Here is a 14,439-nt window from a genome sequence, read left to right on the forward strand (position 1 = left end):
CTAAGACCCACAGCGCCGATGGTACTGCACCCGAGAGAGTGTGGGAGAGTAGGACACCGCCGGACAACCATTAGGCTGAGGCCCCACACCACCAGGTGCGGGGCCTCACCCCTTTAACCACCCACCCGGCGCGGCCCTGGCCAGACCGGCAGGCCCGGCGCCGGCCCGCGCCACAACCGCCCGGCCCGGCACCCTGGCGCCACCCGCTCCGCTGCATCCATACTTGGGCGCATGACCATCCACACCGGTGTCAGGGACTTCGAAGGCGCAACCCTGATCAGAGCCAGTGTCAGAGGTGCGACACTGCGTTTCTCGGACGTCAGCGGCGTGACGATGCGCGGGGTCGATGTGGACGGGCTCGACATCGACAGCCACGACCTGTTCTTGGGTAGCCTCGTGGTGAACGGAGTGGACGTGGTCCCGCTCGTGGACGCGGAGTTGAATCGACGGTTCCCGGGGCGCGAACTCCAGAAGGCGCAGACACCCTCCGGGCTGCGGAACGGCTGGGTTGCTGTCCAGGCAGCATGGGAACGCCTCGTGGCGGAGACCCCGCCAGATCTCGTCGACGCGCACAGGGACGACGAGTGGTCCTTGGCCCAGACCCTGCGGCACCTCATCCTGGCGACCGATGCCTGGCTCGGACGCGGTGTCCACGGCCGGGAGCAGCCGTTCCACAAGATCGGTCAGATCTTCACCGGAGCCGGGGAGATGGGCTTCGATCTGTCGATCTTCAGCGTAGCTGCACCGGATTTCGAGGAAGTCCTGGCGGTACGAGCCGAGCGCCAGCAGCAGGTCACCGGGTTCCTGCGGACAGTGACCGCCGAGGTGCTCGCGGAGGACCGCGCGGATCCTTGGGGCGGTGAGGACTGGCGCCCGAGCGTCGGCGACTGCATTCGCGTGATCCTCGAAGAGGAGTGGGCCCACCTGCGCTACGTGCGCCGGGATCTTGCCCTCCTGCAGTAAAGATGACGGACTTGAGCGACGACGGACTTTAGCGATGAAGGACTGGAGGGCTGAGGGCGGGAGAGAACTTCGTGCCCTCCCACCAACCACCGCGACCTGCGAAAGCCTCTCCTGGGTTCTACCTTCGATGGGCTCTGGCGTCCATAGCTCTGCCACCGATGCCCGCCGGTGTGGTTCAGGCCACCTCGAGGCGATGACACCTCGATACGGTGTTCGTGGTTCCATAGATGGGTAGTACCCACAGAACAATAGAGATCCGCCGGTGGCACCCTCGCCGGCACCTGACGAGAGGACCGCGCTGCCATGACTGAGCAGGAGCACACCGCTGGAAACGACGGGGAGTCCCGTCCGTCGGATGCCGCAGGAGAGCTTCGCCAGGGCGGATCAGCTCGATCCACGCGCCACGCCTGGGGTTCGAAGGGCGGGCGCACCGCGGACGGTGCAGCAGGCGCATCGCGCCCTACCAGGAGCACCGGCGATCGTGACGGGCGTTCCGGCGGAGAATCCGCAGGGCCGTCGGGTGAGGGACGCGACCGCGGAACCGAGCGTGCGGATGCCGATCGCAGTGGCCGCTCCGAAGACCGCCGTACGGAAGGTGAGGCCGGGCCACAAAAGGACACCCGCGGGCGCGACGCCGATCGCGCCGCACGCGGGGGCGACCGCCGGCAGGATAAACCGGACGGCAGGACGTCCCAGGGCGGCGGGTCCCGGAGCGGGACCTCCTTCGGCCGGCCAGATCGTGGCGGGGAGTCCGATCGGGGAGCGCACCTGCGGAATTCCGCGTCGAGGGGTGGCGCTTCGTCGGGATCGGCTGCCGACCGGCAGCCGCGGTCGGGTGGCCGCAGTGGTGGCGCACCTGATCGCAGGGCTGGAGGGGCGGAACGCCCGTACCAGGCTCGGTCGTCCTCGGACCGTTCGGCCGATCGTTCTTCCGACCGCTTCTCGGGCGCCGACCGGCGGCCCTCCGAGCGTGGGCCCTACCGCCGGCCATCGGACCGGCAGGATCGCGGGCCGCAGGACGGCTCGCGCAGCTTCGACCGTCGGGGCGGCCGGGCCGAGGAGGCGTCGTCGGGCCCCCGCCCGCACAACGCCCGCGACCTCCGGAGCGCGAACCGACCGGATCGTGAGCGGTCTCCCGAGATTGACGACGACGTCAAGGGAGATGAGCTCGATCGCGTGACCCGGGCGCAGGTACGCAATCTCGAGGAGCGGAGCGCGTTGTGGGTTGCCAAGCACCTTGTGATGGCGGGCCGCCTGATCGAGATCGACCCGGAGGAGGCCTTCCAGCATGCCCTGGCGGCGAGCCGCCGCGGTGGTCGCCTCGCTGCGGTCCGTGAAGCCGTCGGTGTCACGGCGTACGCAGCGGGCCACTACGGGGAGGCGCTCCGGGAGTTCCGGACCTTCCGTCGTATCAGTGGTTCGAATGTGCATCTTCCCGTCATGGCGGACTGCGAGCGGGGGCTCGGCAGGCCCGATCGCGCGCTCGATCTCGCCCGGAGCGAGGAGGCGGAGACCCTGGACGCTGCCGGGAAGGCGGAACTCGCCATGGTGGTGTCCGGTGCCCGTGCGGATCTCGGGCAGGTGGAGGCCGCAGTCTCCGCGCTGGAGATCCCGCAGCTGGACCTCCACCGGGCCTTCTCCTTCAGCCCGCGGTTGTTCCGCGCGTACGCGGATGCGCTCGACGCCGCAGGACGGTCAACTGAATCGGACACCTGGCGTCGCCAGGCCGCGGTGGCCGACAAGGCGCTCGGACTCGACGACGACCTGGAGCCGGACATCATCGACCTCGGCGAGGACGACGATCCCGCTCCGGTACCGGTGCCCAAGGTCACCGATCTCCTGGGCAGGCCCGCGCCCCAGGCCGCAACCCTTTCCTCGGATGCCGCGTCAGCCGAGGTATCAGCGAGTGCACCTTCCGACGTCGCACCTTCCGACGTCGCGTCTGCCGACGTCGCGGCGTCGCCCCGGGACGGTGCGTCCGAGGCTGACGACCAGGCCGACGACGATCTGAACGATCCCGGGACAGAGGCCGACGTCATGATCGAGGCGGATGCGATCGGGGATGTGTCCCTCGATCTGGAGGACGACCTCGCGCGCCACGGTGAGGGCCGGCAGCCCGCGGACGACGAGGAGGTCGCCGGGTCGGCGGCGGTGCGGCAGCCGGAGGAGATCCGCGATCTCGAGACCGACGGTCATGAGGTCACCCCCGCAGCGTCGGGCACCGAGCAGGAGTCCGACGAGTCCGACGGGCAGGAGCCGGACGACAGGACGCGCCCACCGTCCACGTCTGCTGCTCCGCCGGAGCAGGTGTCGTCCGACGCGTCGACCACGCCGGAGGAGGGGCTGCAGACGGAGATGCTCTTCAGTATGGAGGAATTCGGCGTTACGCCCGCGGGCGGCGGCGGAACCGACGAAACCCCCGACGGAGCCGGCGACGGTGTCGGTGACGGTGGTGGCGGGCATGACTCGGACGGCTCGGCCGACCACGGAACCGAGGGCCCTGCCGCCGACGGACGTGACGCGTGAGGAATCGCCTGATCGATGCCTATGACGGCGTGCTCGCGGATCTCGACGGGGTGGTGTACGCCGGCCCGCATGCCATTCCCGGTGCCACCGAGGCGCTGGACCGGCTGCAGGGTGAGGGCAAGAGCCTTGCCTACGTGACGAACAACGCCTCGAGGTCCTCCGAACAGGTCGCTGCCCATCTGCGCGAGCTGGGAGCGCCCGCCACGGCCGACCAGGTGTTCGGGTCCGCGCTGGCCGGAGCGGAACTGTTGGCGGGGCAGGTCGCCCCGGCGTCCACGGTCCTCGTCGTCGGCAGTGACACACTCGCGGACGCGGTGCGTGCGCAGGGGCTCGTCGTCGTCGACTCGGCCGAGGACGGGCCCGACGCCGTCATCCAGGGGTTCTCGCCCACCCTGGGGTGGAAGGATCTCGCGGAGGCCGCCTATGCCGTGGCCGCCGGTGCCGTGTGGGTGGCGACCAACACCGACATGTCGATCCCGCAGGAACGTGGCATAGCACCGGGCAACGGGACTCTCGTCGCGGCCGTCACCGCGGCCACCGGCATGGAACCCCTCGTCGCCGGCAAGCCCGGTGCCGTCCTGTTCTCGACCGCTGCCCGGCATTCGGGCGTCGACCACGCGCTGGTGGTGGGGGACAGGCTGGACACCGACATCCTCGGCGGGAACCGTGCGGGCATGGCGACGGCGCTCGTCCTCACCGGTGTGGATACGCCCCGTACCGCACTGGCCGCGCCCGTCGACCAGCGACCCACCTACCTGATCCCGACCCTCGGGGCGCTGTACGAGGAGTACCCGTCCGTGGCGCAGGACGGCGCAACATATTCGGCCGGTGCTGCGACGGCGACGGTCCGGGAGACGGTGATCAGCGTGAGCGGGCGGGAGGACGACGTCGACAGCTGGCGTGCCGCGTGCGCGGCCTGGTGGGCCGCACACCCCTCGACGGCGCCCCGCTCGGCCCCAGAGGTGCGGTTCGCGGACGCCTAGGGCGCGCAGCGGCGCCGGACACCAGCGACGGCTCAGGACGCCCCGCACAGCGCAGGACCAGTGACCGCGCAGGACCCGGCAGGATCGTGCAGGACCCGGCAGGACGACAGGCAGGAGGCGATGGACATGGGTGAGCAGGTCGGCGGGACCCTCGGCGGCCCGGAGCGGGCGACCCCGGCCTCCGTGCGCCCGTCCGCTTCGGCCACCGGCCGCACCGGCCGCACCGGCCGCGTCGACCCGAACGACGCACAGGAACCCGACGAAGCCGCAGTTCCTGCCGCTGCCGGCGCAGGCGGCGGGGGAGCGTCGTCGGGCGACGACCGCGTGGACCGCATCCTCGATGTCCTCGACACGCTCGACGACGATGCGATCGACGCGCACGCGGACCTGTACCAGGACGTCCACGACCGGCTGGCCCGGGAGCTGAACCCCGGGCAGGACGCCCGCCGGGCAGGGGATCATGGCGCGGCTTGACCAGGAACTGGTGGCGCGCGGACTCGCACGGTCACGCTCGCATGCCGCCCAGCTCATCGATGCGGGCCGCGTGCTGCGCGGCGGCACCGTCCTCCGGAAGCCTTCTGCCCCGATCCTCCCGACGGACGTCCTGCTGGTCGAGGAGCGCGGCGAGGAATGGGTGAGCCGGGCCGGCACGAAGCTCGACGGCGCTCTTCGTGCTTTCCCCGCGATCGATCCCCTCGGCAAGCGGTGCCTCGATGCCGGCGCCTCGACCGGTGGATTCACCGACGTCCTGCTGCGGCGGGGCGCCCGCGAGGTCGCGGCCGTCGATGTGGGTCACGGCCAGCTGGTCCAGCAACTCCGCGAGGATCCGCGCGTCCTCGTCTTCGAGGGCATGAACGTCCGCCATCTGGTTCCCGCCGCCATCGGGGGGCCGGTCCGGCTCACGGTCGCCGACCTCTCCTTCATCTCCCTGACGCTCGTGCTCCCGGCCCTCGCAGGAGCCACGGAGCACGGTGGGGACCTGGTGCTGATGGTGAAGCCGCAGTTCGAAGTGGGACGGAGCGGGCTCAATCGGCTGGGCATCGTCACCGCGACGGACGCGCGTCGGCGCGCTGTCGGAGGGGTGCTGCGGAGTGCACTCGAGCTCGGGCTCGAGGCCCGCGGCCTCGCGCAGAGCGACTTACCGGGCCAGGACGGCAACCTGGAGTACTTCGTGTGGATAAAGGTGCCCCGCGGAGAATTGATGCCTAGGATCGGAGAGGAGCGGGACCTCGCCGTGGAGCAGGTGCTCGCCGAGAGTCATCTCTTCCCGATGCCGGGCCGCCCCACCGATCAGACGGAGCTTGATGAGTAGACGAATTCTGGTGCTCGCGCACACCGGCCGACGGAACGCGATGGTCGCCGCCCAGGAGGCGTGTACGCGCCTCCACGACCTGGGCCTGCAACCCGTGATGCGTCCGGAGGAGCTCGCCGACATCCAGGGCGAGTACGGGGAACTGGCGGCACCCGCAGAGGTGCTGGGGGACGGCGTGGGCTTCGGCGACGTGGAACTCGTCATGGTGCTCGGCGGTGACGGCACCATCCTGCGTGCGGCCGAACTGGTCCGGGAGGCCGACATCCCCCTCCTGGGCGTGAACCTCGGCCACGTCGGATTCCTCGCGGAGAGCGAGCGGGCCGATCTGGAGGAGACGGTCCGCTGGGTGGCCGACCGCAGCTACACGGTGGAGGAGCGCACCACCATCGACGTCCTCGTCTGGCACGGGGACACCCTGCTCGGCACCAACTGGGCGCTGAACGAGGCCGCGGTGGAGAAGGCCAACCGCGAACGCATGATCGAAGTGGTCATGGAGGTGGACGGCAGGCCCGTGAGTTCCTTCGGGTGCGACGGCGTGGTCCTGGCCACCCCGACCGGATCCACGGCCTACGCCTTCTCCGCCAGCGGCCCGATCGTCTGGCCCGAGGTCGAGGCGCTGCTCATGGTGCCCATCAGCGCGCACGCCCTCTTCGCCAAGCCCCTCGTCGTCGCCCCGACGTCCGTGCTCGCGGTGGAGCTGCTCACCCGGACCGACGCGGCCGGTGTCCTCTGGTGTGACGGCCGCCGCAGCATCGATCTGCCGCCCGGCGCCCGGGTGGAGGTGCGGCGGTCCGCGCACCCGGTGAAGCTCGCCAGGACACGGCAGACCCCGTTCTCGGAGCGTCTCGTCCGGAAGTTCGAGTTGCCCATCCACGGTTGGCGCGGGCCGCTCCGCCACCAGGACGGAGCGCCGTCATGATCGAGGAGATGCGTATCCGCGACCTCGGCGTCATCACCGACGCGACGCTCGAACTGGGGCCCGGACTGACGGTCGTCACCGGGGAGACCGGGGCCGGCAAGACGATGGTCATCACGGCGCTCGGGCTCCTGAGGGGGGCGCGCTCCGATGCCGGCGCGGTCCGCCTGGGCGCGAAGTCGGCGTCCGCGGAAGCGGTGCTGCGGCTCGACCCGAGGAGCGCCGCCGCCCGTCGCGCGGCCGAGGCGGGGGCGTCGCTCGAGGAGTACGACGGCGCCGCGGAACTGATCCTCGCGCGCACGGTGACGAGCGAGGGCCGGAGCCGGGCCTTCGTCGGGGGACGGGCCGCACCGGTCGGTGTCCTGGCTGAACTGGGCGACGAGCTCGTCGTCGTGCACGGACAGTCCGACCAGTTGCGGCTGAAGGGTGCCCCGGCCCAGCGGCAGGCCCTGGACAAGTTCGGGGGGAAACCCGTCGAGGAGGCCCTGCGCGCGTACGAGGACGCCTTCCGGCGCTGGCGTGACGCACTCACGGAACGGGACCGGCTGAGGAGCGAGGCGCGCGAGCGGCTCCGGGAAGCTGAAGGCCTCGAGGCGGCGCTGACGGAGATCGGCGACCTCGACCCGCAGCCCGGAGAGGACGCCGCCCTGAAGGCCGAGTCGATGCGCCTCGGCAATCTCGAGGAGCTCCGGACCGCAGCCGTGGTGGCGCACCAGGCCCTCGTGTCCGAGGACATCGGGGCCAATGCCGATGCCGTCTCCCTCGTCGACGAGGCGAAGCGACAGCTCGATGCCGTGGCGGAGCACGACGCCGATCTCGGCAGGCTCGCCGAGCGGCTCGCGGAGGTCGGGTACCTGCTCGCGGACATCTCGGCCGAGCTCGCCGGATACGGGACCGCTCTCGACGGCGAGGCCGCGGGACGGCTCGAGGAGGTCGAGGCGCGCCGGGCGGCCCTCTCCGTCCTGCTGCGGAAGTACGCCCCGTCGATCGACGAGGTCCTGGCATGGCAGGAGGACGCCGTCAAGCGACTGCTGGAGCTCAGTGGGGACTCCTCGCGCGTCGAGGAACTCGACGACGTCATCGAGGCACTGGACGCGCGGGTGCACGAGCTGGCCGACACTCTGTCGTCGCTTCGACGATCGGCTGCCGAAACCCTGGCGACGCGGGTGAGCGACGAACTGACAGCCCTCGCGATGCCGGACGCCCTCCTGCACATCGACGTGGCACCCGCCGAGTCGCTGACGGTGCACGGCGCCGACGACATCGCGTTCGCCCTCCAGCCGCACCCCGGTTCCGCGCCCCGGGCACTCGGCAAGGGTGCCTCGGGCGGCGAGCTCTCCCGCGTGATGCTCGCGATCGAGGTGGTCCTCGCCGCCGTCGACCCCGTCCCCACCTTCGTGTTCGACGAGGTGGACGCCGGGGTCGGTGGGAAGGCGGCTGTGGAGATCGGGCGGAGGCTCGCGATGCTGGCCGAGCACGTCCAGGTCATCGTGGTCACGCACCTGCCCCAGGTCGCCGCGTTCGCCGCCCGCCACATCCGCGTCACCAAGAACGTCTCGCGGGACGGCGAGGGCGGGGGAGTGACGGCCAGCGACGTCGAGGTGCTGCCGGACGACGAGCGCGTCCGGGAGCTCGCGCGCATGCTGGCCGGCCAGGAGGATTCGGCGTCGGCGAGGGCGCACGCAGAGGAACTCCTGGCGGATGCAGCCCGCACCGCGGCTCGGTGATAGCCTTGAACTCCGTGGCGCAGCAAACAAATTCCCGGTTCCTCAAGTCCTCAACGACCAAGCACATCTTCGTGACCGGCGGCGTGGCCTCCTCACTCGGCAAGGGACTGACGGCATCCAGCCTGGGTCACCTCCTCCGGGCGCGCGGCCTCTCCGTGACGATGCAGAAGCTTGATCCCTACCTCAATGTCGATCCCGGCACGATGAATCCCTTCCAGCACGGCGAGGTGTTCGTCACGGACGACGGCGCCGAGACGGACCTGGACATCGGGCACTACGAGCGGTTCCTCGACGAGAACCTCGACGGGTCGGCGAACGTGACGACCGGGCAGGTCTACTCGACCGTCATCGCCAAGGAGCGTCGCGGCGAATACCTCGGTGACACCGTCCAGGTCATCCCGCACATCACCGACGAGATCAAGCGCCGGATGCGCCTGCCCGCGGAGGCGACGCCCGGGAAGAAGGCCCCCGACGTCATCATCACCGAGATCGGCGGCACGGTCGGCGACATCGAGTCGCAGCCCTTCCTCGAATCCGCACGGCAGGTCCGGCAGGACATCGGCAGGAACAACGTCTTCTTCCTCCACGTCTCCCTCGTGCCCTACATCGGCCCGTCCCAGGAGCTGAAGACCAAACCGACACAGCACTCCGTGGCGATGCTCCGCTCCATCGGCATCCAGCCGGACGCCATCGTCATCCGCTCCGACCGCGAGGTCCCCACGGCCATGCGGGAGAAGATCGGCCGCATGTGCGACGTCGACGTCGATGCCGTGGTGAATGCCGCGGACGCACCCAGCATCTACGACATCCCGAAGACGCTCCACGCCCAGGGACTCGACGCCTACATCGTCCAGGCCCTCGACCTGAAGTTCAAGGACGTCAACTGGACCAAGTGGAACAAGCTCCTCGAGGCCGTGCACAATCCCAAGCACCACGTCGAGGTCGCTCTCGTGGGCAAGTACATCGACCTCCCCGACGCCTACCTCTCGGTCACGGAGGCACTGCGGGCAGGCGGCTTCGCGAACAAGGCGAAGGTCACGATCAAATGGGTCCCGTCGGACGAATGCCAGACCCCCGAGGGCGCCAGGCAGGCGCTCGACGGCGTCGACGCCGTCTGCGTCCCGGGCGGCTTCGGTATCCGCGGCCTCGAGGGGAAGCTCGGTGCGCTGACCTTCGCCCGTGAGAACCGGATCCCCACGCTCGGCCTCTGCCTCGGTCTGCAGTGCATGGTCATCGAGTACGCGCGGAACGTCGTCGGGCTGGAGGGCGCCTCCTCGAGCGAGTTCGAGCCCGACACCACCTACCCGGTCATCGCGACCATGGCGGAGCAGCTCGAGATCGTCGCCGGTGAGGGCGACATGGGCGGGACGATGCGCCTGGGCCGCTGGGAGGCCAAGCTGCAGGAGGGGTCGGTCATCGCCGGAACCTACGGGAAGACCACGGTCTTCGAACGGCACCGCCACCGCTACGAGGTCAACAACGAGTACCGCGACCAGATCGCCGACGCCGGGCTCGTGTTCTCGGGGACCACGACGGACGGCAAGCTCGTCGAGTTCGCCGAACTCCCGAAGGACGTCCACCCGTACTACGTCTCGACCCAGGCACACCCCGAGCTGAGCTCGCGGCCGACTCGCCCGCACCCGCTCTTCGCCGGCCTTGTGAAGGCGGCGCTCGAGCGCCGCGGCGCGAAGGTCTGACCGTGCGCGCGACCGGGGCCGACGACGCCACTTTCGGGGACGAGCAGAGCCCTCGCCGGCTGCTGGAATCGACCACGGTCTACGAGGGCCGGGTCTGGGACGTCGTGAGCGAGCAGTTCCGGCTGACCGGCGACGGCGAGGCGATCACGCGGGACTTCATCCAGCATCCCGGCGCCGTGGCGGTGCTCGTCCTGAACGACGACGGCCAGGTGCTGCTCATCCGGCAGTACCGCCACCCCGTCCGGATGATGCTGTGGGAGATCCCGGCCGGCCTGCTCGACGAGGAGGGCGAGGACTTCGTCGACGCCGCCGCGAGGGAGCTGGCCGAGGAGGCCGATCTCACCGCGCGGCAGTGGCACGTCCTCGTGGACCTCTTCCTCTCCCCGGGCTCGTCCTCGGAGGCGCTGCGCGTCTATCTCGCGCGCGGGGTCGGGGACGTTCCCGAGGGTGAGCGCCACACTCGCACCCACGAGGAGGCCGAGATCGAACTGGCGTGGGTGGACCTCGACGACGCCGTGAGCGCAGCACTGGAGGGCCGCATGCACAGCCCCTCCGCGGTCGCCGCCGTCCTGGCGGCGCGCGTCGCACGGGAGAACGGGTTCATCGACCTCCGTCCCGCCACGACACCATGGCCGGAGCACCCGAGCCAGCACTCGACGTGGCCGCGCGGCGCCGTGCTCGAGAGCTGAGCACCGTGCCGGCTCCTGTCGATGAGGACGGGCCGCTGTCGGCCCTCATCCGGGACTATCTGCAGCACATGTCCGTGGAGCGGGGTCTGTCCGCGAACACGCTCGCTGCCTATCGCCGTGATCTGCGACGGTACGAGGCCTTCCTCGCGGCCCGGGCCGTCGGGAGCCCCACGGACATCACCCGGCACGACGTCTCCGCTTTTGCCCGGGCCGTGGTCTCGGGCGAGGACGGGCACTCCCCGCTCAGCCCGAGATCCGCCGCGCGGACCATCGTCGCCGTCCGCGGACTCCACCGGTTCTGGGCCCTCGAGGACATCACCGAGGGCGATCCTGCACGGGACGTGCATCCACCCATGACCGGGCAACGCCTGCCCAAGGCGATCCCGGTGGCCGACGTCGTGAGGATCCTCGGGACGGTCGACACCTCGCTGCCCGCAGGGCTGCGGGACCGGGCGCTGCTCGAATTCCTCTATTCCACGGGTGCGCGGATCAGCGAGGCGGTGGGTCTGGACGTCGACGACCTCTCCGTGAGCGAGGCTCTCGACGGTCCGGCCGTCGTCCGGCTGACGGGAAAAGGCTCGAAGGAGCGCCTCGTGCCCATGGGATCGTACGCGGCCAGGGCGGTGGACTCCTATCTCGTGCGGGGCCGGTCCTCGCTCGCCCCGAAGGGCACGGGCAGCCCGGCCCTGTTCCTCAACATGCGCGGGGGACGCCTGAGCCGGCAGAGCGCGTGGAGCATCCTGAAGACGGCGACCGAGCGGGCCGGCGTCACGCGGGAGGTCTCGCCGCACACGCTGCGGCACTCCTTCGCGACCCATCTCCTCGAGGGCGGTGCTGACGTGCGTGTGGTCCAGGAACTCCTCGGACACGCGTCGGTCACGACCACCCAGGTGTACACGCTCGTCACCGCCGACACGCTGCGCGAGGTCTACGCAGCGGCGCACCCGCGGGCACGGGCCTGACGTGCTTCACCCTCCTGGCGGGAGCGACGACGCCCAGGCACCGGAGGAATGGCTGGTGCTGGAGGACGTCGCCTACCGCCGGGTGGTCCTCTGCTTCCTCGTCCGCCCGGGTCCCGGCGGGCACGAGGTACTGCTCGGGCTCAAGCGCACGGGCTTCGGTGCCGGCCGCCTCGTCGCCCTCGGCGGGAAGATCGACGGACCCGAGTCGGCGCTCGACGCCGCGGTCCGCGAGGTCGAGGAGGAGAGCGGCATCCGGCTGGTGCCGGCCGCCGTGCGCGAGGCCGGACGCATCTCGTGGTCCTTCCCCGCGCACCCCGCGTGGAACATGGCTGCAACCCTGTTCACCGCGGACGACGTCGGACAGCCTCCGGCTGCCAGCGACGAGATCGACCCGAGGTGGTACGCCGTCGACGACCTGCCGTGGCCGGACATGTGGAAGGACGCTCCGCACTGGATCCCGGCGGTCCTGGCCGGGCGCCGCGTCGATGCGCACATCGTCATGGCCGACGACGACGAGCACGTCGCCTCCGCCGTCCACCGCTGAGCGAGGCAGGGCCGGGGTCAGCCCTGGGTGACGGAGCCGACGTGCCGCTCGTCCGGCCCGTTGTAGAGGCTGAGCGGCCGGATCAGGGAGTTCGAGGCCGCCTGCTCCATGATGTGGGCGGTCCACCCCGTGATGCGGGCCGCGATGAACAGCGGCGTGAACATCTCGGTGTCGAAGCCCATGAGGTGATAGGTGGGTCCCGCGGGATAGTCCAGGTTGGGTTTGATGCCCTTGGCCTCATCCATCGCCGTCTCGAGGCCGGCGTACAGTCCCAGGATCTCGCTGCGGCCGAAGTAGTCGATCATCGCGTCCAGCGCCGACTTCATGGTCGGCACGCGGGAGTCGCCGCTCTTGTAGACACGGTGCCCGAAGCCCATGACCTTCTTCTTCGAGGCGAGGGCGTCCTCCATCCACGTCTTCGCGCGGGCCGCGGCGTCCTCGGCGGTCTCGTCCTCGCGGATGCCGATCTCCTCGAAGGTGTGCATGACGGCCTCGTTCGCGCCGCCGTGCAGGGCTCCCTTGAGGGCGCCGATCGCACCGGTCACCGCCGAGTGGAGATCGGACTGCGTGGAGGTGATGACCCTCGCCGTGAAGGTCGACGCGTTGAAGGAGTGCTCGGCGTAGAGGACCATCGAGACGTCGAAGGCATGGATCACCTCCGCCGGTGCTTCCTCGCCGAAGGTCATCCAGAGGAAGTTCGCCGAGTAGCCCAGATCGTCACGCGGGCCGATGAGCTCCTGCCCGCGGCGGCGTCGCTGGTCGTAGGCGACGACGGCGGGGAAGGCCGCGAAGAGTGTCGCCGCCTTCTCCAGGTCGGCTCCGACGGAGCTGTCGCCCGCCAGCGGGTGGGCGGCGCCCATGACGGAGACGGCTGTCCGCGCCACGTCCATGGGATGCGCCGTCAGCGGCAGCAGGTCGATGGCAGCGATCACGTATTCCGGAAGGGCGCGGTGGGCGCACTCGAACGCGTCGAACTCGCGGCGCTGAGCGGCGTCCGGCAGTTCGCCGTGCCACAGGAGGTACGCGACGTCCTCCATGTCCCTGTGGCCGGCGAGTTCCTGCACGGGGTAGCCCCGGTAGAGGAGGGAGTTGGACTCCGGATTGACCTTGGAGATCGCGGTGTGGTCCACCACGACCCCTGCAAGGCCCTTGTGGATCTCTGGTTCTGTCACGGCTGCTCCTTCTGGTCGGGTGCTGCGGCCTGCCGGTCCGGCACGCGGCCGTCCGGTACCTCGAAGTTGAACACGGACGCGTCGAACCGGTTGTACCCCTCGTAGTCCACGAGCTCGTACAGCCGGCTCCGCGTCTGCATCTCTCCCACGGCCGGCTCCTGCGTTCCCTCGAGCCGGATCGAGTCCAGCGTACGCTCGGCGGCGCCCATCGCACTGCGCAGGAGGGTGACCGGGTAGATGACGATGCTCACTCCGGCGTCCTGCAGCTGGTCCACGGTGAACAGGTCGCTCTTGCCGAACTCCGTCATGTTCGCGAGGATCGGCACGTCGACGGCGTCGCGGATGGCCCGGAACTCGTCGAGGTTCCGCATCGCCTCGGGGAAGATGGCGTCCGCCCCGGCCTCCACGAGAGCGCGTGCCCGCTCCTGTGTCTCCTCGAGCCCCGCCGTGCCGCGCATGTCGGTGCGGGCCATGATGAGGAAGTCCGGATCACGCCGGGCGTCGGCGGCGGCCCGGATGCGCTTGACGGCGGTGTCGAGGTCCACCACGTTCTTGCCGTCCAGGTGTCCGCACCGCTTGGGATTGAACTGGTCCTCGATGTGGCACCCTGCGAGCCCGGCGTTCTCGAGCTCCTGCACGCTGCGCGCGACGTTCATCGGTTCACCGAAGCCGGTGTCTGCGTCGACGACGCACGGCAGGTCCGTCATCCGGGCGATCTGCCCCGCACGGTGTGCCACCTCCGTGAGGGTGGTCAGGCCGATGTCCGGCAGTCCGAGATCGGCTGCGATCACGGCGCCCGAGATGTACACGCCGTCGAAGCCCTTGTCGCCGATCAGGCGGGCGGACAGCGGGTTGAAGGCACCGGGGAACTGCTGAAGCCGGCCGGAGGCCAGACCCTCCCGGAGTGCCCTGCGCTTCTGTTCCGGGGGAATGCTCGAGTACAGCATC

13 protein-coding genes are annotated in these 14,439 nt (G+C 70.3%); 11 read left to right on the plus strand and 2 right to left on the minus strand.

The window, feature by feature from the left end; all coding sequences use genetic code 11:
• Nucleotides 1-231: 231 nt before the first annotated feature.
• The 11 genes from FJV46_RS11450 (at nucleotide 232) to FJV46_RS11500 (ending at nucleotide 12,319) form a co-directional block, all read left to right on the plus strand.
• Nucleotides 232-963: a DinB family protein gene (locus tag FJV46_RS11450; RefSeq protein ID WP_087025605.1), complete on the plus strand. Its 732-nt coding sequence runs from the start codon at nucleotides 232-234 to the stop codon at nucleotides 961-963.
• A gap of 1,176 nt (nucleotides 964-2,139) precedes the next feature.
• Nucleotides 2,140-3,489 (plus strand): ICP22 family protein, encoded by a 1,350-nt coding sequence (locus FJV46_RS15610; RefSeq protein ID WP_232008622.1) that lies wholly within the window; start codon nucleotides 2,140-2,142, stop codon nucleotides 3,487-3,489.
• Nucleotides 3,486-4,472 carry an HAD-IIA family hydrolase gene (locus FJV46_RS11460; protein ID WP_179195182.1) on the plus strand — a complete coding sequence of 329 codons (987 nt, stop codon included), beginning with the start codon at nucleotides 3,486-3,488 and terminating at the stop codon, nucleotides 4,470-4,472. The genes FJV46_RS15610 and FJV46_RS11460 overlap by 4 nt, the downstream gene beginning before the upstream one ends.
• 126 nt (nucleotides 4,473-4,598) lie before the next feature.
• The gene (locus tag FJV46_RS11465; protein WP_126130566.1) at nucleotides 4,599-4,946 is read left to right on the plus strand and encodes a hypothetical protein; all 348 of its coding nucleotides are present in this window, start codon (nucleotides 4,599-4,601) and stop codon (nucleotides 4,944-4,946) included.
• Entirely contained in the window at nucleotides 4,933-5,784 is an 852-nt protein-coding gene (locus tag FJV46_RS11470) for a TlyA family RNA methyltransferase (protein ID WP_158250118.1), read from the plus strand. Before FJV46_RS11465 ends, FJV46_RS11470 begins: the two co-directional genes overlap by 14 nt.
• Nucleotides 5,777-6,703 carry an NAD kinase gene (locus FJV46_RS11475; protein WP_087025613.1) on the plus strand — a complete coding sequence of 309 codons (927 nt, stop codon included), beginning with the start codon at nucleotides 5,777-5,779 and terminating at the stop codon, nucleotides 6,701-6,703. Before FJV46_RS11470 ends, FJV46_RS11475 begins: the two co-directional genes overlap by 8 nt.
• On the plus strand, nucleotides 6,700-8,427 hold the full coding sequence (recN, locus tag FJV46_RS11480; protein ID WP_087025616.1) for a DNA repair protein RecN: 1,728 nt from the start codon (nucleotides 6,700-6,702) through the stop codon (nucleotides 8,425-8,427). Before FJV46_RS11475 ends, recN begins: the two co-directional genes overlap by 4 nt.
• A complete protein-coding gene (pyrG, locus tag FJV46_RS11485; protein WP_087025618.1) occupies nucleotides 8,424-10,124 on the plus strand; it encodes a CTP synthase in 1,701 nt (566 codons plus the stop codon). The genes recN and pyrG overlap by 4 nt, the downstream gene beginning before the upstream one ends.
• 2 nt (nucleotides 10,125-10,126) lie before the next feature.
• Nucleotides 10,127-10,813 (plus strand): NUDIX domain-containing protein, encoded by a 687-nt coding sequence (locus FJV46_RS11490; protein WP_232008623.1) that lies wholly within the window; start codon nucleotides 10,127-10,129, stop codon nucleotides 10,811-10,813.
• Nucleotides 10,753-11,775, plus strand: a complete 1,023-nt coding sequence (gene xerD, locus FJV46_RS11495; protein WP_087025622.1) for a site-specific tyrosine recombinase XerD — start codon at nucleotides 10,753-10,755, stop codon at nucleotides 11,773-11,775. The genes FJV46_RS11490 and xerD overlap by 61 nt, the downstream gene beginning before the upstream one ends.
• A 1-nt stretch (nucleotide 11,776) precedes the next feature.
• The gene (locus FJV46_RS11500) at nucleotides 11,777-12,319 is read left to right on the plus strand and encodes an 8-oxo-dGTP diphosphatase (protein ID WP_170212738.1); all 543 of its coding nucleotides are present in this window, start codon (nucleotides 11,777-11,779) and stop codon (nucleotides 12,317-12,319) included.
• Between the two features lie 17 nt (nucleotides 12,320-12,336).
• Here FJV46_RS11500 and FJV46_RS11505 read toward each other — a convergent pair whose 3' ends face one another.
• Both FJV46_RS11505 and prpB read right to left on the minus strand, forming a co-directional pair.
• Entirely contained in the window at nucleotides 12,337-13,491 is a 1,155-nt protein-coding gene (locus FJV46_RS11505; protein WP_087025625.1) for a bifunctional 2-methylcitrate synthase/citrate synthase, read from the minus strand.
• A complete protein-coding gene (gene prpB / locus FJV46_RS11510) occupies nucleotides 13,488-14,438 on the minus strand; it encodes a methylisocitrate lyase (protein WP_087025627.1) in 951 nt (316 codons plus the stop codon). Before prpB ends, FJV46_RS11505 begins: the two co-directional genes overlap by 4 nt.
• Between the last annotated feature and the right edge of the window lies 1 nt (nucleotide 14,439).

It is taken from the genome of Arthrobacter agilis (assembly GCF_006494655.1).
GTDB lineage: Bacteria > Actinomycetota > Actinomycetes > Actinomycetales > Micrococcaceae > Arthrobacter_D > Arthrobacter_D agilis.

Excerpts from the sequence above, each read along its gene's own strand:
- FJV46_RS11450 (WP_087025605.1), top strand. The coding sequence starts at position 232 with ATGACCATCCACACCGGTGTCAGGGACTTCGAAGGCGCAACCCTGATC.
- FJV46_RS11465 (WP_126130566.1), top strand. The coding sequence starts at position 4,599 with ATGGGTGAGCAGGTCGGCGGGACCCTCGGCGGCCCGGAGCGGGCGACC.
- FJV46_RS11470 (WP_158250118.1), top strand. The coding sequence starts at position 4,933 with ATGGCGCGGCTTGACCAGGAACTGGTGGCGCGCGGACTCGCACGGTCA.
- FJV46_RS11475 (WP_087025613.1), top strand. The coding sequence starts at position 5,777 with ATGAGTAGACGAATTCTGGTGCTCGCGCACACCGGCCGACGGAACGCG.
- recN (WP_087025616.1), top strand. The coding sequence starts at position 6,700 with ATGATCGAGGAGATGCGTATCCGCGACCTCGGCGTCATCACCGACGCG.
- xerD (WP_087025622.1), top strand. The coding sequence starts at position 10,753 with ATGGCCGGAGCACCCGAGCCAGCACTCGACGTGGCCGCGCGGCGCCGT.
- prpB (WP_087025627.1), bottom strand. The coding sequence starts at position 14,438 with ATGCTGTACTCGAGCATTCCCCCGGAACAGAAGCGCAGGGCACTCCGG.